Source organism: Defluviimonas sp. SAOS-178_SWC (assembly GCF_039830135.1).
GTDB lineage: Bacteria > Pseudomonadota > Alphaproteobacteria > Rhodobacterales > Rhodobacteraceae > Albidovulum.
This window is the reverse complement of the sequence record NZ_CP156081.1, coordinates 1773517-1793308: the sequence shown is the minus strand read 5'-3', so window position 1 is coordinate 1793308 and position 19792 is coordinate 1773517. Positions and strand designations below refer to the sequence as shown.

The 19792-nt window shown below is 66.9% G+C and carries 16 protein-coding genes; 3 read left to right on the top strand and 13 right to left on the bottom strand.

What is annotated here, in order from left to right; all coding sequences use genetic code 11:
- Nucleotides 1-38: 38 nt before the first annotated feature.
- Nucleotides 39-725, top strand: coding sequence for a transcriptional repressor LexA (gene lexA, locus V5734_RS09645; RefSeq protein WP_347313284.1), 687 nt, complete (start codon nt 39-41; stop codon nt 723-725).
- Here lexA and V5734_RS09640 read toward each other — a convergent pair.
- A complete protein-coding gene (locus V5734_RS09640) occupies nt 719-2803 on the bottom strand; it encodes a ComEC/Rec2 family competence protein (protein ID WP_347313283.1) in 2085 nt (694 codons plus the stop codon). The two genes, lexA and V5734_RS09640, sit on opposite strands and share 7 nt — an antisense overlap.
- Before the next feature lie 78 nt (nt 2804-2881).
- On the opposite strand from V5734_RS09640, the gene gltX reads away from it, so the two are divergent.
- Nucleotides 2882-4279, top strand: a complete 1398-nt coding sequence (gene gltX, locus V5734_RS09635; RefSeq protein ID WP_347313282.1) for a glutamate--tRNA ligase — start codon at nt 2882-2884, stop codon at nt 4277-4279.
- 88 nt (nt 4280-4367) lie between these two features.
- Complete coding sequence (gltA, locus tag V5734_RS09630) at nt 4368-5654, top strand: citrate synthase (protein ID WP_347313608.1); 1287 nt, start codon at nt 4368-4370, stop codon at nt 5652-5654.
- A 53-nt stretch (nt 5655-5707) separates the two neighbouring features.
- Here the strand turns inward: gltA and V5734_RS09625 are convergent, their stop codons facing one another.
- From V5734_RS09625 to V5734_RS09570, 12 genes are all read right to left on the bottom strand, one after another.
- Entirely contained in the window at nt 5708-6235 is a 528-nt protein-coding gene (locus V5734_RS09625) for a DUF2087 domain-containing protein (RefSeq protein ID WP_347313281.1), read from the bottom strand.
- A 229-nt stretch (nt 6236-6464) separates the two neighbouring features.
- Nucleotides 6465-8396 carry an elongation factor G gene (locus V5734_RS09620; protein ID WP_347313280.1) on the bottom strand — a complete coding sequence of 644 codons (1932 nt, stop codon included), beginning with the start codon at nt 8394-8396 and terminating at the stop codon, nt 6465-6467.
- A 237-nt stretch (nt 8397-8633) separates the two neighbouring features.
- A complete protein-coding gene (locus V5734_RS09615; protein WP_347313279.1) occupies nt 8634-9410 on the bottom strand; it encodes an enoyl-CoA hydratase-related protein in 777 nt (258 codons plus the stop codon).
- A gap of 71 nt (nt 9411-9481) precedes the next feature.
- A complete protein-coding gene (locus V5734_RS09610) occupies nt 9482-9934 on the bottom strand; it encodes a cytochrome c-type biogenesis protein (RefSeq protein WP_347313278.1) in 453 nt (150 codons plus the stop codon).
- Nucleotides 9935-9937: 3 nt separating this feature from the next.
- A complete protein-coding gene (locus V5734_RS09605) occupies nt 9938-11896 on the bottom strand; it encodes a heme lyase CcmF/NrfE family subunit (RefSeq protein ID WP_347313277.1) in 1959 nt (652 codons plus the stop codon).
- A gap of 156 nt (nt 11897-12052) precedes the next feature.
- The gene (locus V5734_RS09600) at nt 12053-12541 is read right to left on the bottom strand and encodes a holin family protein (protein ID WP_347313276.1); all 489 of its coding nucleotides are present in this window, start codon (nt 12539-12541) and stop codon (nt 12053-12055) included.
- Nucleotides 12532-13143, bottom strand: coding sequence for a holin-associated N-acetylmuramidase (locus V5734_RS09595; RefSeq protein ID WP_347313275.1), 612 nt, complete (start codon nt 13141-13143; stop codon nt 12532-12534). Before V5734_RS09595 ends, V5734_RS09600 begins: the two co-directional genes overlap by 10 nt.
- A 44-nt stretch (nt 13144-13187) precedes the next feature.
- Entirely contained in the window at nt 13188-13646 is a 459-nt protein-coding gene (ccmE, locus tag V5734_RS09590) for a cytochrome c maturation protein CcmE (protein ID WP_347313274.1), read from the bottom strand.
- A gap of 7 nt (nt 13647-13653) precedes the next feature.
- Complete coding sequence (gene argC / locus V5734_RS09585; RefSeq protein WP_347313273.1) at nt 13654-14682, bottom strand: N-acetyl-gamma-glutamyl-phosphate reductase; 1029 nt, start codon at nt 14680-14682, stop codon at nt 13654-13656.
- 82 nt (nt 14683-14764) lie between these two features.
- Nucleotides 14765-15298 (bottom strand): RNA 2',3'-cyclic phosphodiesterase, encoded by a 534-nt coding sequence (thpR, locus tag V5734_RS09580; protein WP_347313272.1) that lies wholly within the window; start codon nt 15296-15298, stop codon nt 14765-14767.
- 10 nt (nt 15299-15308) lie between these two features.
- Nucleotides 15309-16121 carry a glutamate racemase gene (locus V5734_RS09575; RefSeq protein ID WP_347313271.1) on the bottom strand — a complete coding sequence of 271 codons (813 nt, stop codon included), beginning with the start codon at nt 16119-16121 and terminating at the stop codon, nt 15309-15311.
- A 184-nt stretch (nt 16122-16305) separates the two neighbouring features.
- Entirely contained in the window at nt 16306-19719 is a 3414-nt protein-coding gene (locus V5734_RS09570; protein ID WP_347313270.1) for an indolepyruvate ferredoxin oxidoreductase family protein, read from the bottom strand.
- Nucleotides 19720-19792: the final 73 nt, after the last annotated feature.

The window sequence follows — 19792 nt, the reverse complement described above, 5'->3', positions numbered from 1 at the left end:
CAGAACGGCGTGGCAATCGGCAAAGGAAAACAGGCATCATGCTGACCCGCAAGCAATTGGAACTTCTCGATTTCATCCAGAAACGCGTGGCCCGTGACGGTGTGCCGCCCTCTTTCGACGAAATGAAGGACGCGCTTGACCTGCGGTCGAAGTCGGGCATCCACCGGCTGATCACTGCACTTGAAGAGCGCGGCTTCATCCGCCGCCTTGCCCATCGGGCCCGCGCGATCGAGATCGTGAAACTGCCCGACGCGATGGAGAAGCCGGGCTTCTCGCCCCGCGTGATCGAGGGCGACAGGGCCGACCCGCCGAGGGGCGCCATGCCGGTCGAGGAAGTTCATGCGCTGGAATTGCCGGTGATGGGACGGATCGCCGCGGGCGTGCCGATCGAGGCGATCTCGGAGGTCTCGCATCACGTCGCGGTCCCGGGATCCATGCTCGCCGGGCGCGGCCAGCACTATGCGCTCGAGGTCAAGGGCGACTCGATGATCGAGGCCGGCATCAACGACGGCGATATCGTCGTGATCCGGGAACAGACGACGGCCGATAACGGCGATATCGTCGTGGCGCTGGTCGAAGGCCACGAGGCGACGCTGAAGCGGTTCCGCCGTCGGGGCGGGATGATCGCTCTAGAAGCCGCGAACCCGGCCTATGAGACGCGGGTCCTGCCCGAGGAACATGTCAAGGTCCAGGGTCGGCTCGTCGGGTTGATCCGAAGCTACTGAAGCGCCGCCCGACGTCGGTCGGATCTTCGGCCCGGCCGGATGTTCCAGAGCCTTTGTCCCGCCATGTCCTTGGCGCTGACGATCCTCAGGGTCGCTCCGTCGGCATAGACCCCGAGCGCGCCGGTATCGCGGAGCTTCGCGGCGTCGTATATGCGGCAACCCGCAGGCACGGTTCCTTCCCAATCCGTGGACAGGATCACGAGACCATCGCCGGTGCAGGCGTTGGCCGCCTTGGCTGCGGCGCCCTTGCCGGCGAAATGCCAGACCTTGCGCCCCGCCACCACCGTCTGGAACGCGCCAGGGGCGCCAGTGAGGCCCGGTCGGGCGAAGGCGTCTTCCTGCAGCGCGAGGTCCCCGTCATCCTCAAGCCAGCTCTGGGCGATGAAGCCGGCCCCCTTCGGTTTGGAAAGCGCCCGCCCCTTCTCGCCCATCACGCCGATGATTGATCCGTCACCGGCGACGAGGAGCGCGGGCCGCTCGACCATCGCCCAAAATGCCATTGCCGCGATGACCGCCACGCCGCCAGCGGCGCGCAGCGGAAGAGGCCTGGCGATCAGGACGGCCAGAGCGCCGAGTGCCAGAAGCGGCAAGGTCAGCGGCGGCGGCGCCGGGACCACCACGACCGCGCCGTCGAGACCCGAGACCCAGCTGGCGATGAGAAGGATCGCCCAGGTTCCCTTTTCCATCACCCAAAGCGCCGGCGCCGCGAGGCCCAGGGGGGACAGGATGGCCGCGACGACCCCGGACGGCATCACGACGAGTCCCATCAGCGGCACCGCGAGGAAATTCGCGAGGAGCCCGTATTCGGCGATCCGATTGAAATGCGCGGCAGCGATGGGGCCGGTGGCGAGGCTCGCGGCCAACGACGAGAGGACGAGCATCGCCATCGGCCGCAAGGGTGCGGGAATGCGCCATTGCACCGCGACCCAGGGCTTGAACGTCACGATGAGCGCCACGGTCGCCCCGAAGGACATCTGAAAGCCGGGCTCGACCAGGCTTTCAGGTTCGAGGACGAGGACGATCAGGGCCGCGATCGCCACCGAGCGGAGGGAAATCGCCCGCCGGTCGGCAATGACCGCGACAAGCATCACGGCGGCCATGATGAAGGCGCGCCGGGTCGCCACGCTCGGCCCCGCGAGAACAAGGTAGAAGATCGCCGCGAGGAGCGCGAGAAACGCGGCCAGCTTCCGCGTGTCGAGCCGGAGCGCCAGCGGCGCGACAAGCGCCAGACCGTAGCGGCACGCGGCGAACACGAAGCCGGTCAGAAGCCCCATGTGAAGACCCGAGATCGCAATGAGGTGCGAGAGATTCGCCCCCCTGAGCGCATCGTTGGTCAAATGCGCCACGCCGGAGCGGTCGCCCGTCATCAGGGCCGCCGCGAAGGCCCCCGGCTGCCCCTCCATTCGCTCCTGCATCGCCGTGGAGATTGCCCGCCGCATCCGGAATGCGAGGAGCGGCAGCCCGCCCTCCGGCGGCGCAATGGCAAGAACCGGCGACCGTGTATAGCCGACGGCGCCGAGCCGCGAGAACCAGGCAAGACGCTGGAAGTCGAAGCCGCCCGGTTCGACCGGTCCGTCCGGGGGCGAGAGATGTGCCGAGAGGATGACGGTGAGGCCCGGCTGTGGGTCGGTGAAGCCCTGTTCGCCATGCAATGCGACCCTTACCCGCAAGGGAGTCCGGTCTGGCGGCACGTCTTCCAGCACGACATGATCGAGGGTCAGGCGAAGCTGGTCCGAAAAGGAGCGGTCAATTCCGACAACCCGCCCCTCCACCGGGCCGTAATACCGGAAGGTCAGAACCGGCGCGGACACGAGGTGGGTGCGCGCCGAGGCGAGAAGAAGCCCGCCCACGACAAGGGCGAGTGCGGTTGCGGGAATCCGCGCGAGGTCCGGCCCGCGCAGGCCGGCGAGCGCGGCAACCGCCGCGACAAGCCCGGCCGTCGCGAGACCCGCCGCCCCCGGCTCGACCCGCAGTGCGAAGTAGACACCGATGCCGACCGACAGGAAAACCGGCGCCCAGGGCAGGAGCCGCCCCCGCGCCGCCCCGAGCGCTTCAAGCGGACCTGTCAGCACCCGCACCTTGTGTCCCCGTCCGGCTTTGCCTAATGAACCGAGGTCAGCCTGAACGCTTATGGTTTCCGAAAGGTTAACGCGGCCATGTCCGATATCGTCACCCGATTCGCCCCCTCGCCCACGGGATACCTGCATATCGGCGGTGCCCGCACCGCGCTTTTCAACTGGCTCTTCGCGCGGGGCCGTGGCGGCAAGTTCCTGCTCCGGATCGAGGACACCGACCGCGGACGCTCCACTCCGCAGGCGACGGAGGCGATCCTCAAGGGCCTCACCTGGCTCGGCCTCGACTGGGACGGCGAGGTCGTGAGCCAGTTCGACCGGCGCGAGCGTCATGCCGAGGTGGCGCGCGAGATGTTGGCGCGGGGTCATGCCTACAAGTGCTTCTCGACGCAGGACGAGATCGAGGCGTTCCGCGAGGCCGCCCGCGCCGAGGGCCGTTCGACCCTGTTCCAGAGCCCGTGGCGCGATGCCGACCCCGCGACGCATCCCGACGCGCCCTACGTGATCCGGCTGAAGGCCCCCCGCGACGGAGAGACGGTGATCGAGGACAAGGTGCAAGGCACCGTGACGTTCGGCAACGACCAGCTCGACGACATGGTGTGTTTACGCTCGGATGGTACGCCGACCTACATGCTGGCAGTTGTCGTGGACGATCACGACATGGGCGTCACGCATGTGATCCGGGGGGACGACCACCTGAACAACGCGGCGCGCCAGACGCAGGTTTACCGGGCGATGGACTGGGCGGAACCGGTCTGGGCGCATATTCCGCTGATCCACGGGCCGGATGGCAAGAAGCTCTCCAAGCGCCACGGCGCGGTGGGCCTCGAGGAATACCAGGCAATGGGTTACCCGGCGGCGGGAATGCGAAATTACCTCACCCGGCTGGGCTGGGCGCATGGCGACGCCGAATTTTTCAGCGATGCGGAAGCGCGCGCGTGGTTCGATCTGGAGGGAATCGGCCGCGCCCCGGCACGACTTGACTTCAAAAAGCTCGAAAACCTCTGCGGCCAGCACATCGCCGCGACCTCCGATGCCGAGCTTTTGCCTGAAATTGAGGCATTTTTGGAAGCCGCAGGTCTTCCCGCCCTTTCGCAAGTGCAGAAAGATGGGCTGCTCCGTGGGCTTTACTGCCTAAAGGAGCGCGCCAAAACGTTCCCGGAACTGCTTGAAAAAGCCCATTTTATTCTTGGGAATCGGCCCTTTACGCCGGATGAGAAAGCGGCGCAGGCACTCGACCCGGTATCCCGTGGTATACTGAATGAATTGACGCCGCAGCTGCAAAATGCTAGCTGGAGCCGGGATAAGCTGGAGGAGATCGTGGCCAGCGTCGCCGGAACCCATGGGCTGGGGCTCGGCAAGATCGCGGGACCACTCAGGGCAGCCCTTGCCGGACGGACGATCAGTCCCAGCGTTTTTGATATGATGCTCGTCATCGGGCGGGAAGAGACCCTCGCCCGGCTCAAGGATGCAGCGGCCTGAGGCGCACCTTCGCGCGTTGACCGCCACGTTCACCCTTCGACCGGCCAGGACCGGGCGGATGCTAGGAAAGGAAACCGCGATGGATAAGATGATCAAGACCGCGACGCTGAGCTTTGACGGCAAATCGATCGAATTGCCCATCCTGCAGCCGACGGTCGGGCCGGACGTCATCGACATCCGCAAGCTCTACGCGCAGGGCGACGTCTTCACCTACGACCCGGGCTTCACCTCGACCGCCGCCTGCGACAGCGCCATCACCTATATCGACGGCGACAAGGGCGAGCTTCTCTATCGCGGCTATCCGATCGAACAGCTGGCGGAGAAGTCGCACTTCCTCGAAGTCTGCTACCTCCTGCTTTACGGCGAACTGCCGAACGAAGCGCAGATGGTGGACTTCGAAAACCGCGTGACCAAGCACACGATGGTGCATGAACAGATGCACTATTTCTTCCGGGGGTTCCGGCGGGACAGCCATCCGATGGCTACAATGGTCGGCGTGGTCGGCGCGATGTCGGCCTTCTATCACGACTCCACCGACATTTCCGACCCGTGGCAGCGCGAGGTCGCCGCGATCCGCATGATCGCCAAGCTTCCGACGATCGCGGCGATGGCCTTCAAGTATTCGATGGGCCAGCCCTTCGTCTATCCGAAGAACTCGCTCGATTACGCCTCGAACTTCCTGCACATGTGCTTCGCGGTTCCGTGCGAGGAATACGTGGTCGATCCGATCCTCGCGAAGGCGATGGACCGGATCATGATGCTGCATGCCGATCACGAGCAGAACGCCTCCACCTCGACGGTGCGGCTGGCCGGCTCCTCCGGCGCCAACCCCTTCGCCTGCATCGCGGCCGGCATCGCCTGCCTCTGGGGGCCGGCGCACGGCGGCGCCAACCAGGCCTGCCTGGAGATGCTGCGCGAGATCGGCAGCGTCGACCGGATTCCCGAATTCATCGCCCGCGCGAAGGACAAGAACGATCCGTTCCGCCTGATGGGCTTCGGACACCGCGTCTACAAGAATTTCGACCCGCGCGCGAAGGTGATGAAGGAAAGCGCCGACGAAGTGCTCGACCTTCTTGGCATCCACGACAACGAGACGCTGAAGGTCGCCAAGGAACTGGAGCGTATCGCCCTCGAGGACGAGTATTTCGTCGAGAAGAAGCTCTATCCCAACGTCGATTTCTACTCGGGCATCATCCTCGAGGCGATGGGCTTCCCGACCTCGATGTTCACGCCGATCTTCGCGGTCAGCCGCACCGTGGGCTGGATTTCGCAGTGGAAGGAAATGATCGGCGATCCGACCCAGAAGATCGGCCGCCCGCGCCAGCTCTATATCGGTCAGACCGCGCGCGACTACGTCGACGTCGACGCCCGCTGATCCGCCGCGATCCGGAATGGAACGGCCGCCCCAGCCCGGGCGGCCGTTTTCGTTTAGCCCGCGCGCCCCGCAAGCGCCCGGATCAGCGCCCGCGCCTCGGCCGGCGGCGCGGCCTCTGTCCGCCGGTAGGCGCGCCCGTCGATGCTGCGGGTCGCCTGCCCGTGGTCGATGAGCGACCGCCTGAGGAGCGCCCGGTCGCCGAAAAGGTGCCAGCGGTCGAGGATCGCGTTCACCTCCGCCTCCGTCACCTCCTGCCGCACCGGCAAACGCGCCCAGAGCGCCCAAAGGCAGAGTCCCTGCATCCCCGTCTTGGCCGGCCAGCGGACCATCCGCCCCTCTGCATCGAACGAGCGGAGCGCCTGCGCCAGCCGCTTTTCGTCGACCGGTTCCGTCTTCAACCCGGCCCCCGCAGACGCAAGCGCCTTCAGGTGCTGATAATTCCGAAACCCTCCGGCCCGGGCGATGTGGTTGAGAAGTGCCAGATGCCCCGGAAGCGACCCCTCTTCCCCCAGCCCCTTGCGGAGCGACCGCGCAAAGGCGGAAAGATCGTTCACGTGAAAGGCAATCGCATCGCGTGCCATGTCCTGTCCTCCGACATGCGCCCCTCCCCGCCTGTGCGGGGGCCGATGGTCGCCCTTGCCGGCTCGGCGCTTGTGGAAACAAGCAGCCTTCGATGCCCTGATGCAGGTTTAGCTGACCCCTCTTGGGGGCGGCGACGCCTTGGTGAACTGCCGACCGTCGTCAGGATAGTCCCTGTCGGCCGGGCGTCGCAAGGGGGCCGCTGCCGTCCTCTTGCGGCACCGCCAAAGATCACGCCGCCGCCGAGGCGTGCTCCTTCGAAATCCGTTCGGCCTCGCGCCCGTAAATTTCCTCGTAATGGTCGAACTCCGTCTCATGCCAGGCGGTGCCTTGCGTCGCCGATCCAAGCGCCATCACCAGTTCCTCCTCGACCGAGGCTGGCAGAAGGGCGCGGAAGATATCCCAGCCGCGGCAATCGGGATCGCGGTCGAAGCCGAGGACCTGCCCCTTGAGCGCCGAGATCATCGACACCATCGCCCCGGAATAGACCGAGGGCACGTGGATATCGACCCGCTCGATCGGTTGCAGCAGGACCGGCCCGGCCTTGGCCAGCGCCTCGCGCACCGCCATGCGGCCCGCCGTGCGGAAGGCGAAGTCGGAACTGTCGACGGCATGATGTTTGCCGTCGTTGAGCGTGACCGTGAGGTCGGTGACCGGAAAGCCCAAAGGCCCCCTGTCGAGCGCCTCGCGCGCGCCTTCCTCGACCGAAGGGATGTAGTTACGCGGTACGGCGCCGCCCTTCACAACCTCGGCGAACTGGAACCCCTCGCCGCGCGACCCCGGCCGCACGGTGATCGCGACATCGGCGAACTGCCCGGCGCCGCCCGACTGCTTGCGGTGGCGGTAATGCTCCTCGATCGGGGACGAAATGGTCTCAAGGTAGCGCGGATCGGGCACGCTCGTCGTCACCTCGACGCCAAAATCCTCTGCCAAGGAGGCCAGGACCTGGCGCTCGTGCATCACGCCCTGAAGCTTCAGAAGCGCATGGCCCGTCGCCTGATCCTGACCGAGCGTGAGCATCGGATCCGCCTCCGCGAGACGGCTCAGCGCCGCCGACAGCCGCACCTCGTCGCGCTCATGCGCGGGGGTCACGAGACGGGCGAGCGCGGGCGGACAGCCGCGCCCCCAATCGGGCACCGGCACGGCGGCGCCCGCGGTGAAGACCCGGCCGGCATCCAGCTGATCGGACTTCACAGAGATTCCGACCTCGCCGATGCCGAGCTGACCGCCGCCGGCCTTTCCCCCGATCTCGACCAGGCCGCCAAGCCCGGCCCCGCCGAGCTGCGCGCCCTGCTTCACCCCGTCGCCAAGCGCCCGCAGCATCACGCATTTGCCAAGATGCTTGCGGATCTGGGCATGGAACCCCACCGCTTGCGCATCCGCGACATCGAGCCGCTCGCGCAGCGCCGAGACATCGGGGGCCTCGTGCCGCAGCGCCTTCATCAGCCTGAGAATGCCGTTCTTGTGGCTCGCGGCACCGAGGAAAGTGGGAATGACGTCGCGGTGCTGGGTCTCGCGCCGCGCGATCTCGTAAAGCGCGCCGGCGGCCGGTTCGTGATCCTCGATCAACTCCTCAAGAAGCGCGTCGTCATAATCGGACATGTGCTCCAGAAGCTCGGCCCGCGCCTCATGCTCGCGGTCCTCGAGATCCTTCGGCATTGCGACCAGCTGCGAGGGCTGGCCCTCGCGGTAGCGCCACGCGCGTTCGGAGATAAGGTCGACGGCGCCGACGATCTGGCCGCCCTCGCGGATCGGGATCTGGCGCAGGACGACGGTGTGGCCGGTATAGGCCTGAAGCGCCGAGACGATGTCGCGGACCCGTCCCTTGGGCATGTCCATGCGGTTGACGAAGATGAAGGCGGGCACGTTCGCGGCCTCGATGGCCCGCAGCCAGGGCGCGGCAAGGACCGCCTCCTCCGGGTCGGGCGCGACGCACAGAACCGCCGCGTCGGCGGCGAGAAGCGCCGCCCCGCCCATACGCGCGAATTCCGGCCCCCCGGCAAGATCGAGCGCGCACCAGTCCTCGCCCATGAAGCCGAAGCGCGTCAGCGTCAGATGACCGGCCGTCTCGGACCGGGGATGGCCATCCTCGAGCGCGGCAAGCGCCCGGACAAGCTCGGTTTTCCCCGATTGAGACGGCCCCAGTACCGTGATGCAGCGCATGATATCCCCCGACGGCACGCGACCGGACGCCTTCGCTGGCTGGCCCCCGTGCCTTCCGGGCCAAGCGCCCTCATGTTCCAACTGTCGGCCCCGAACGGCCTCCGGTCAAGTTCCGAAACGCCGCGCCTTCACCTTGCAGGAAATATCCCCGCCGGAGGCGACCCGAGCCGTCCCGGCCCCGCCGGGGCGGCGAGAGAGGAACACCGGCTCGGGAACCGCGCCGCAACCGGATCGGCCCTAACGTCCCTGAAACCGCGCCGGGCGCTTTTCGAGAAAGGCGTTGACGCCTTCGCGGAAATCCGCGGTCTCTCCGCATTCGCCCTGGAGCGCCGCCTCCAGCGAAAGCTGCGTGTCGAGGTCGTTGCCGAGGCTCGCGCGCATCGCCGTCTTGATCCGCGCGAAGGCTTCGGTCGGCCCTTTCGCAAGGGCGGCGGCCCGTGCGCGCCAATGCGCCTCGAAGGTGTCCTCGGGCACCGCCTCCCAGATCATCCCCCAGTCGGCGGCCTGGCGGGCGCTCACCTTGTCGGCGAAAAGGGCCGCCCCCATCGCGCGGGCCATGCCGATCGTGCGCGGCAGGACATAGGTGCCGCCGGCATCGGGGATGAGGCCGATCCGGGTGAAAGCCTGGATGAAACTGGCGCTCTCGGCGGCGATCACGACATCCGCGGCAAGCGCGAGGTTTGCCCCGGCCCCGGCGGCGGTGCCGTTAACGGCGGCGATGACCGGCACCCGCGCCGCGAGGATCGCCCTGAGCATCGGCTCGTATTCCTCGGCGAGCACGCGGCCCACATCGAAACCGTCCGCGACCGCCGGGTCGCTCAGATCCTGGCCGGAGCAGAAGGCCCGGCCGGCCCCGGTCAGGACGATCACCCGCGCGGCACCGGCGGCCCGGCCCACGGCCTCGGTGATCTCGGCCCGCATCGCGCGGTTCAGCGCATTCATCACCGCTTCGCGGTCCAGCGTGATGACGGCGATTCCGTCCGTCTCCTCGTAGCGGATGGTCTGATAGCTCACGCGCGCCTCCTCCGGTGCCTTCGCCGCGCCAGCTTACCGCCGGGCTGCGGATCGCAAAGCGAAACCCCGCGTCATTCCTTCAGGATTTCGTCAAGCCGGGCGCGTTCGTCATCGCTGAGCGGGGCCGGCGCCACGTCGGGCGCGGATCTCCGGCGGCGCAGATAGACCGCCGCGGATGCCAGCGCCACAAGCAGCATCGCCGGCCCGGCGATCCAGAGGATCAGGTTCTCGCCCGTCGCCGTGGGTTTCAAGAGCACGTATTCGCCGTAACGGTCGACGAGATAGGCGATGACCTCGCTGTCGCTGTCGCCAGCCACGAGCCGTTCGCGCACAAGAATCCGCAGATCCCGCGCGAGATCGGCATTCGATTCGTCGATGTTCTCGTTGCGGCAGACGAGGCAGCGCAAACCCTGGCTCAACTCCCGCGCCCGTGCTTCAAGTACGGGATCGGCCAGCACCTCGTCCGGCTGCACGGCCTGCGCCGGGCCGGCGAGAAGCGCCAGGGCAAGGATCAGCCAGCGCATTCCCTACTCCGCCGGCGCGGCCATCGCCGGGGCCTTGCGCGCACCGGCGGCGACGCGGTAGCGCCGATCCGAAAGGCTGAGGATGCCGCCGAACGCCATGATGATCGCGCCCGCCCAGATCCAGTTGGCGAACGGCTTCACATAAGTCCGCACCGCCCAGCCGCCATCGTCCTGGGGGTCGCCGATGACCAGGTAGAGATCGCGCCAGACCCCGTTGTCGATCGCGGCTTCGGTCGTCGGCATTCCGGCGACCGGGTAGACCCGCTTCTCGGGATGAAGAATCGCCACGTCGCGGCCGCCCTTGGCCGCCCGCATCGTCGCCGTGGTGGAAATGTAGTTCGGGCCCTGGACGCGATCGACGCTTTCGAGCGTGATCGCATAGCCCCCGACATCGAAGGTCTCGCCGATTTTCGCTACACGGATATCCTCGATATCCCAGGCGGTCAGGCAGGCGATGCCGATGAAGGTGATGCCAAGGCCGGAATGCGCTGCGGCCTTGCCCCAGTCGGCGCGCGGCAGGCGTTTCAGGCGCGACAGTTGCCGGCCGGCGCGTTGCCAGAGTTCGGTCGCCGCGCCGGCGATCAGCCAGACGCCAAGCGCGAGGCCGACGGGCGCCAGGGCCGAGCGGCCGCTCTGGACCGCGAAGGCGAGGGCGCCGAAGGCCAGCGCCAGCGCCAGCGCGCCGCGCAGGGGCCGGAAACTCCGCGCGAGGTTCGCGCGTTTCCAGGGCAGGATCGCACCGATGGGCAGGATCACGGCCAGAAGCACCATGAAGGGCGTGAACGCCTGATCGAAGAACGGTGCGCCAACCGAAAGCTTGCGATCAAAGGCGAGTTCCGCAATGAGCGGCCAGAGTGTCCCGACAAAGACAACGAAGGCCGCGACCGACAAGAGGACGTTGTTCAGGACGAGCGCCGATTCGCGACTGACGAGGCCGAAGACGCCCTTCGCCTCCATCGCCCCCGCCCGCGCGGCATAGAGCGTCAGCGCGCCGCCGATGAAGACGGCGAGGATGGCGAGGATGAAGATGCCGCGCTCGGGGTCATTGGCGAAGGCGTGAACGCTGGTGATGATGCCCGAGCGCACGATGAACGTGCCGATGAGCGAGAAGCCGAAGGCAAGGATCGCCAGAAGGATCGTCCAGCTTTTCAACGCCTCGCGCTTTTCCACGACGATCGCGGAATGCAGCAGCGCCGTCGCGACGAGCCAGGGCATGAAGGACGCGTTCTCGACCGGATCCCAGAACCAGAACCCGCCCCAGCCGAGTTCGTAATAGGCCCACCACGAACCAAGCGCGATGCCGACGGTGAGGAACATCCAGGCGGCCAGCGTCCAGGGCCGCACCCAGCGCGCCCAGGCAGCATCCACCCGGCCCTCGATCAGCGCCGCGACGGCGAAGGAGAAGGCCATCGAAAGGCCGACATAGCCGAGATAGAGGAAGGGCGGATGGAAGGCGAGGCCGGGGTCTTGCAGGAGGGGGTTGAGGTCCTGCCCGTCGAACGGCGGCTCCGCCAGCCGCAGGAACGGGTTCGACGTGAAAAGGATGAAGGCGAGGAAGGCCGCGCCGATCATCGCCTGGACGCTCAGCACCCGCGCCTTCAGCCGTTCGGGCAGCGCGCCGCCGAACCATGCCGCCGTGGCGCCGAAGCCCGAGAGGATCAGCACCCAGAGGAGCATAGAGCCCTCGTGGTTCCCCCAGACGCCCGACACCTTGTAGAGCATCGGCTTCAGCGTGTGCGAGTTCTGCACGACCAGCCGGAGGGAGAAATCGGAGGCGACGAAGGCGTAGGTGAGCGCCGCGAAGGAGATCAGGATGCAGAGGAACTGGGCGGTGGCCGCCGGGCCGGCGACGGCCATCCAGCCGCGCCAGCCTTTCTGGGCGCCGACAAGCGGGACCACGGCCTGAAAGGCCGCAAGCATGAGGGCGAGACTCAGGGTGAAATGGCCGAATTCTACGATCATGTGCCGAGCATAGTGCCTTCGCGGCGCCGGGCCAATGGGCTGCGCTGCGATGTCGCGCCCCCGACGCGCCGCGACCCGGACCGGCTCCGGAAGCGCCACGGGGGGCTTGCCGCCCCCCGGCCCCCCGCGAGTATTTCGGCCAAGAAGAAGATGCGCTCAGTCGCCGTTGCCTCGGCGCCATTCCGCCAGCGCGGCATTGCCGTCCCGGCCTTCGGACGCGACCGCCGCAGACACCGCCGGCGGCGGCACGGGCTTGGCGCGGACGTAATGCGCCTCGCGTGCGCCGAAATAGAAGCCGACGATCGCGGCCAGGAGCCACCAGAGCGGTTCGGGGACATAGTTCAGCCCGACCATGCGGCGGGTGAAGCTGTCGGGATCGATCATCGCGTAGACGAAGAGCGCGAGCGTGCCGAGCGCCAGCATGGGGCGCGGCAGCCTGTTCAGCCCGTTCACGAACCGGTCGAAAGGCCCCGGACGAACATACTGGAATTCCGCCCCGTATTCGCCAAGCGCGGCGAGATAGGCCTCGTGCGAGGCCTGCATCCTCTTCGTGGCATTCGGGGTGAAGACATCGGCCACGGTCGTGACGGTCTGACCGAGCGTCGCGACGGCGGGTCCAGCGAGGATGCGTCCGATCATGCCCATGTCGCGGTCCTCGCCCGGTGCTCGGCCTCGCTGAGGTGGAAGCGCGGCGAGATGAACGCCTCGGCGCGGGTGATCCAGCCGCCCTTGCCGCCGTCCTTGCGCCGGGCATATTTGCGGCTGGACGGCCGGGTATCGGCAAGCCTGTAGTAATAGTTCCGCCGGGCGATCCCGTAGGCATCGGCGAGAAGATGCGGCGCATTCCCGGCGGCGCGATGGGCGGCGGCGAGGGTGATCGGACCGAGGACGCCGTCGACCGTCAGGTCGTTGCCCATGTCATTGAGCAGGTGCTGGAGGATCTTCACCGCGTTCGCCCCGGCATTGACATACATGTCGAAGACCGATGCCTGCAGCGCCTCCGGCAACTCCGCGAGGCCCGGCCCGCGGAAATAGTGCTGGATGAAGATGTCTTCCGCCTTCGCGCGGGTCAGGCGGCGGACATCGGCCTCCGTCACCCGCCCGTCGCCGGTCAGGTCGAGGCCGAGCCGCCGCATCGTTCCGATCGTGACGCCGAATTTCGTCGCCCCGCCGGGATCGTCGGGATCGTTCACAAACCCGCCCTCGCGGGCGACGATTTCACGGGCAATGTCGGTGACGGTCTGCATGAGCTTTTCCCCAGGGGTCAGGGGAAAAGGCTCTGACGAATTCGTTAATTCGTCGCAGCCTCAGCGTTCGGATCGACATACATGCCCTGTTCCTTCAGGGCGTCGACCACTTCCTTGGGCATGTAGGTCTCGTCATGTTTGGCGAGGATCTCGGTCGCCTCGAACGTGCCGTCAACGAACTTTCCCGTCGCCACCACGCCCTCGTTCTCGCCGAAAAGGTCCGGCAGAACGCCTTCGTAGCGCACCGGGATCGCCTCGTTCGTATCGGTCACGCGGAAGGTGATCGCCGCCCCTTGGCCGCGCACGAGGCTGCCTTCCTCCACCAGACCGCCGATGCGGAAGGTCTCGTTCGGGCCGGGCGCCTTTTCGGCGACCTCGGTGGGCGAGCGGAAATATTGCAGCGCATCGGGGGCGGCAAGGTAGAACGCCCCGAAGCTGGCCGCCATCGCCACGGCGGCAAGCACGATGATCTGGATCCGGCGTTGTTTCTTCAGTCCCTTCATCGCATCCTCACGGGAAGACGGGGGCGAGCATGAGCCCCGCAGTTTCCTCAATCCCCAGCATCAGGTTGGCGTTCTGGATCGCCTGCCCCGACGACCCCTTGGCGAGGTTGTCGAGCGCCGCGACGACAAGAACGCGCCCCGGCAGCCGGTCGGCCATCACGCCGATATGCACGAAGTTGGAGCCTGCGATCGACCTTGTCGAGGGGAGTGCGCCAAAGGGTAGCACCTCGAGGAAGGTTTCGTCCGCGTAACGGCCCGCAAGCGCGGCATGGACCGCCTGCGCATCGCCCCGCACATAGACGGTGGCGAGGATGCCCCGGTTGAACGGCATGAGATGCGGCGTGAACTGGATCCGTACCGGCCGGCCGGCGACCTTGGAAAACTCCTGATCGAACTCGCCCAGATGTCGGTGGGCTCCGCCCGCCGAATAGGGATAGGTGCCACCAGACAGCTCGGCGTGAAGAAGGTTCTCCTTCAAGGATCGCCCTGCCCCGCTGACCCCGGACTTGAGGTCGAGGATGATCTCGTCAAGGTCGATCACGCCCGCCTCGATCAGGGGCCGGATCGCGTATTGCCCGGTTGCGGCGTTGCAGCCGGTGCCGGCGCAAAGCCGCGCGGCCCGGATCTCATCCCGGTAGAACTCGGTCAGGCCGTAGACGGCGGTCTTCTGCAAGTCGACGGCGGCATGGGGCTTGCCATACCATTTCTCGTATTCCGCCGGATCGCGGAGCCGGAAATCGGCGGAGAGGTCGACAACCTTCAGATCGGACGGCAACGCCTTGATCACCGCCTGCGAGGTCGCATGCGGCAGGGCACAGAAGGCCAGATCGACGCCGGAAAAATCCATGTCCTCGATCTTTTCCAGCACCGGCAGGTTCAGGTGGCGCAGATGCGGGAAGACCTCGGCCATCGCCATGCCGGCCTTGCGGTCGCCGGACAGTGCCACGATCTCCATCGCCGGATGGGTGGCGATCAGGCGGACAAGCTCCGCCCCGGTATAGCCGGATGCGCCGAGAATGGCGATCTTGTGGGTCATGGCGGGCCTCGTGTCGCAAGGTTCGCCGTTTGATGGGCGACGAGGGCATCGGATTCAACCGATTTCTTCGTCCAAGGACGGCCTAGAGCGGATACTCGGCGAGCGCTTCATGAATTGCGCCGTCGCCGGTCAGATGCGAGCGGTAAAGGACGACCTCCGTCACCGGAAAGGGCGCTGTGCCGAAGGTCGCGTGTCGGGTCAGGAACCGTGCGAGCGCCGCGTCGATTCCCGATCCGGGCCGGAAGCGTGCAAGGGTGACATGCGGGCGAAACCGCGTCCGGTCGGGCATGATCCCCGCCCCGTGCAGAAGGCTCCTGACCTTGCGCTGAAGGGCGTCGAGCGGTGCGGAGGGTGCAATGGCGGCGAACAGCGTCCTGGGTGCGGCCCCGCCGAACGTGTCCAGCCCGTCGATCCGGAGGCTGAACGGCGCGGCGGCAAGTCGGTCCAGCGCCTCATGGGCGGCCTCGATCCGTTCAACGGGTTCCTCGCCAAGAAATGCTAGCGTGACGTGGAAGGTCCCGGGATCCGAGAGACGGCCGACCGGAAGGTCCGACTGCAACTCCTCCAGCCGGTCACGAATGTCCTCAGGGACGGGAATCGCCACGAAGGCGCGCATTGCCGCTCCCTCAGGCCGCCTCGAACGCGATCCGCCGGCGCAGGAACTGCGTCGCCTTCGACGACACCCGCACGGGATCGCCCGTGGTGAGGAACTTCGACTCGGTGCCGGTTCCGGCGAAATCGGGATGCCGCGCGAGGTAGTCAATGAGGCTTGGCGCCACGAGATCCGCCTGCGAATAGACCTTCACATCCGGGCCGAGCGCGTCCTGAAAGGCGGCCTGCATCAGCGGATAATGGGTGCAGCCGAGCATCGCCGCTTCCGGCTTCGGCATCCGCCGCATCAACGCCTCGACATGGGAGCGGACGAGCGCCTCGGCCAGCATTTCGTCGCCCTGCTCGATCGCGTCGACGACGCCGCCGCAGGGCTGCGCCTCCACGTCGACCCCGATAGCGCGGAAGGCCAGTTCGCGCTGAAACGCGCGGGAGGCGACGGTGGCGGGCGTCGCGAAAAGCGCGACATGCTTCACCGCGACCTCGCGCGGCGGCGAGTTGTCGCCCCACTGCCGTTCGGTCAGCGCCTCGATCAGGGGCACGAAGACGCCAAGGACGCGCTTGTCCTTCGGCACCCAGGTCTCCTGCATGCACTTCAGCGCGACGGCCGAGGCGGTGTTGCAGGCGAGGACGACGAGGTCGCAGCCCTCGGCCCAAAGACGTTCGACCCCGGCGCAGGTGAGGTTGAAGATGTCTTCGGCATCGCGCACGCCATAAGGCGCATGGGCGTTGTCACCGTAGTAGACGAAGGGCACGTCGGGCATCGCCCGCGCCACCGCGTCGTAGACGGTGAGCCCGCCGAGCCCCGAATCGAAAATGCCGACCGCCATTCGCGCTTCCCTTCCCTGCCCCGGAGCCGTCGGGGCTCAGGCGCGGTATTCCTTTTTATATTCAATACCGTAGTCGCGATGCGGCAGCGGCTTTGGACACAAGTCATACGCCGCCCGGCAACGGAAATCCATCGCCTGTTTCGCTTCCACCGCGCGGCGGGCGCGCACCGACAAGCGGCCCGCGCTATTCCGCCGCTTCCTTTACCGGTGCGCCACCGGCGCGGATCAGGGCCAGAAGCTCCTCACGCCGTTTTGCCGCCGCGCGGTGCGACGCCTCCTTCACCGGACCGAAGCCGCGGATGTCGAGCGGCAGGCGGGCGAGCGCTTCGACCGCATCGCGGGTCGCGGGCGTGACCTTGGGCAGGACCTCCGTCATGTCCGCCTCGTATTCCGCGATCAGCGCGCGTTCCATGCGCCGTTCCGACGATCGGCCGAAGGGATCGAACGCCGTTCCGCGCAGCCCCTTCATCGCCGCGAGAAGACGGAACACCGGGACGATCCACGGCCCGAACTCCCGCTTCTTCGGACGCCCGTTGGGGCCTTTTCTGGCCAGCATCGGCGGAGCGAGGTGGAAGCTCATGCGGAAATCGCCCTCGAACTCGGACCGCGCCTTTTCGGCGGTTTCGAGATGCAGGCGCGCCACCTCGTATTCGTCCTTGTAGGCGAGCAGCTTGTGATAGCCCTCGGCCACCGCCTCGCGCAGGTCTTCGGGCGCGGATGCGACGAGGCGCCGGTAACGCTCGGCATAGGCTTCGTTCTGATAGGTCCGAAGCAGATCGGCGCGGAAGTCGATCTTTTGCTGCAATGTCAAAGGTTCCGCTTCGGGTTCCTCACCCATTTTCGCAGCTTCGCCGGGACGGGCTGCCGCCCAGCGGCCAATCTCGAAAGCACGGAGGTTGCCCTTGACCGCGGCGCCGTTCATCTCGATGGCCTGACGGATCGCCTCGGCGGAAAGCGGAACGAGGCCCTTCTGCCAGGCCCCGCCCAGCATCAGCATGTTGGAAAAGATCGAGTCGCCCATCAGCCGCCGGGCCAGTTCGGTGGCGTCGAGGAACCACACCCGGTCCCGAAGCCGTGCTTCAAGAGACAGCCGCAAAGCTCCGGTCGGCAAGCGGAATTCGCGATCACGCGTGAAGGCGCCGGTGATGATCTCATGCGCGTTGACGACGGCACCGGTGCGGCCGGTCTTCATCAGGCCAAGGGTCTTCGCCCCCCCGGTCACGACCAGATCGCCGCCGATGACGCAGTCAGCCTCGCCCACCGCGACGCGGATCGCGCTGATGTCGGCGGGGTTTTCGGCGAGCCTCAGGTGGATGTTGACCGCGCCGCCCTTCTGGGCGAGGCCGGCCATCTCCATCATTCCGGCACCCTTGCCGTCGATCTGCGCGGCCTGCGCCAGGACCGCGCCGATGGTCACGACGCCCGTACCGCCGACGCCGGTGATCAGGACGTTATAGGTGCCGTCGATCCTCGGCAGCGCGGGTTCCGGCAGGTCCGGCAGATCGAACTCCGCCGCGCCGGATTTCTTCACCTTCGCGCCCTGAAGCGTCACGAAGGACGGGCAGAAGCCGTCGATACAGGAAAAATCCTTGTTGCAGGACGATTGGTCGATCGCCCGTTTGCGCCCCAGCTCGGTCTCGACCGGCACGATGGAGACGCAGTTCGACTGCACGCCGCAATCGCCGCAGCCCTCGCAGATGTCGGTATTGATGAACACCCGGCGGTCGGGGTCCGGGAACAGGCCGCGCTTGCGCCGGCGGCGTTTTTCGGCGGCGCAGGTCTGAATGTAAAGAATGACCGACACACCATCGAGATCGCGCATCTTCTTCTGGATCGTATCCATCTCGTGCCGCTCGTGGAATTCCAGTCCGGCAGGAAAGGCGTTCCGGTCAACGTCCTCCTTGTCATCGTAGACGACGGCGACGTGCTCCACCCCCATCGCCTGTACCTCACGGGCGATGCGGGCGGCGGTGAGGCCGCCCTCGTTCGTCTGCCCGCCGGTCATCGCGACCGCGTCGTTGAAGAGGATCTTGTAGGTGATGGTCGTTCCGGCGGCCAGGGCGGCCCGGATCGCGAGGATGCCGGAATGGTTGTAGGTGCCGTCGCCGAGGTTCTGGAACACGTGCGGCGTCTTCGAGAACGGCGCCTCGCCGACCCAGTTCACGCCTTCGCCACCCATCTGGGTGAAGCCAAGCGTCGAGCGGTCCATCCACTGAACCATGTAGTGGCAGCCGATGCCGGCATAGGCGCGGCTGCCCTCCGGCACCTTGGTCGAGGTGTTGTGCGGGCATCCCGAGCAGTAATAGGGAAGGCGCGATGCGATCTCGGGCGCGTTGTCGGCCTTCTTCGCCTCCCTGACCGCCTGAAGCCCCGCCCGGATTCCGTCTGTCCCGCGCCCCTCCTCGATCAGGATGTCGCCGAGCTTCTCGGCGATCCAGGCGGGGTCGAGCGCGTGGCGGGTCGGGAACAGCTCCTCCCGGTGCATGCCGCCCGCGCCGCCCTTGTACCAGCCGTAGACGCGCCGGCCCTGGCGGTCGTCGAAGATCGCCTCCTTGATCTGCACCTCGATCAGCTTGCGTTTCTCCTCGACGCAGACGATGAGGTCGAGCCCCTCGGCCCAGTCGTGAAACCCCTTCATGTCGAGCGGGAAGGTCTGGCCCACCTTGTAGGTGGTGATCCCCAGCCGCTCCGCCTCCGCCTCGTCGATCCCCAGAAGCGCGAGCGCATGGACGAGGTCGAGCCAGTTCTTGCCGGCGGCAACGAATCCGATCTTCGCCCCCGGCTTGCCCCAGATCCGCCGGTCCATCCGGTTGGCATGGGAAAACGCCTCGGCCGCGAAGCGCTTGTAGTCGATCATCCGCGCTTCCTGCGCGACGGGCGTGTCCTGGACGCGGATGTTGAGCCCCCCCTCGGGCATCCGGAAGTCGGGCGTGACGAAGGACATGCGGAACGGATTGCCGTCGATGACGGCCGTCGCCTCCACCGTGTCCTTCATCGTCTTGAGACCGACCCAGACGCCGGCAAAGCGGCTCAGCGCCCAGCCGTAGTGACCGTAGTCGAGGATCTCCTGCACCCCCGCGGGGCTGACGACCGGCATGTAGGCATCCACCATCGCCCAGTCGGACTGATGCAGCGTGGTGGAGCTTTCGCCGGTATGGTCGTCGCCCATCGCCATCAGGACGCCGCCCATTGGAGAGGTTCCGGCCATGTTGGCGTGCCGCATCACGTCGCCCGACCGGTCCACCCCCGGCCCCTTGCCGTACCAGAGCGCGAAGACGCCGTCATAGCGCCCCTCGCCGCGCAGTTCCGCCTGCTGGGTGCCCCAGACCGCCGTCGCGGCCAGATCCTCGTTCAGCCCCGGCTGAAAGCGGATATCGTTCGCGTCGAGGAGCTTTCTTGCCCGGGCCATGTTGAGGTCGACGCCGCCCAACGGCGATCCGCGATACCCGGTGACATACCCTGCCGTGTTCAGGCCCGCCTTGCGGTCGCGTTCCTTCTGCGCGAGCATCAGCCGCACCAGCGCCTGTGTGCCGTTCAGGAGAACCGGCGACCGGGTCAGGTCGTAGCGGTCGTCCAGTGAAATCTGCGGTTTGCCCATCTGGCCCTCCCCGGTGTCCGAGCACGGACATTATAGGTCAAAATCGCTGACCTACAAAGCCTCTTTTCCGGGC

Coding starts and splice junctions, on each gene's coding strand:
- lexA (WP_347313284.1), top strand. CDS start 39: ATGCTGACCCGCAAGCAATTGGAACTTCTCGATTTCATCCAGAAACGC.
- gltX (WP_347313282.1), top strand. CDS start 2,882: ATGTCCGATATCGTCACCCGATTCGCCCCCTCGCCCACGGGATACCTG.
- gltA (WP_347313608.1), top strand. CDS start 4,368: ATGATCAAGACCGCGACGCTGAGCTTTGACGGCAAATCGATCGAATTG.
- V5734_RS09625 (WP_347313281.1), bottom strand. CDS start 6,235: ATGGCACGCGATGCGATTGCCTTTCACGTGAACGATCTTTCCGCCTTT.
- V5734_RS09620 (WP_347313280.1), bottom strand. CDS start 8,396: ATGCGCTGCATCACGGTACTGGGGCCGTCTCAATCGGGGAAAACCGAG.
- V5734_RS09610 (WP_347313278.1), bottom strand. CDS start 9,934: ATGCGCTGGCTGATCCTTGCCCTGGCGCTTCTCGCCGGCCCGGCGCAG.
- V5734_RS09605 (WP_347313277.1), bottom strand. CDS start 11,896: ATGATCGTAGAATTCGGCCATTTCACCCTGAGTCTCGCCCTCATGCTT.
- V5734_RS09600 (WP_347313276.1), bottom strand. CDS start 12,541: ATGGGCATGATCGGACGCATCCTCGCTGGACCCGCCGTCGCGACGCTC.
- V5734_RS09595 (WP_347313275.1), bottom strand. CDS start 13,143: ATGCAGACCGTCACCGACATTGCCCGTGAAATCGTCGCCCGCGAGGGC.
- ccmE (WP_347313274.1), bottom strand. CDS start 13,646: ATGAAGGGACTGAAGAAACAACGCCGGATCCAGATCATCGTGCTTGCC.
- argC (WP_347313273.1), bottom strand. CDS start 14,682: ATGACCCACAAGATCGCCATTCTCGGCGCATCCGGCTATACCGGGGCG.
- thpR (WP_347313272.1), bottom strand. CDS start 15,298: ATGCGCGCCTTCGTGGCGATTCCCGTCCCTGAGGACATTCGTGACCGG.
- V5734_RS09575 (WP_347313271.1), bottom strand. CDS start 16,121: ATGGCGGTCGGCATTTTCGATTCGGGGCTCGGCGGGCTCACCGTCTAC.
- V5734_RS09570 (WP_347313270.1), bottom strand. CDS start 19,719: ATGGGCAAACCGCAGATTTCACTGGACGACCGCTACGACCTGACCCGG.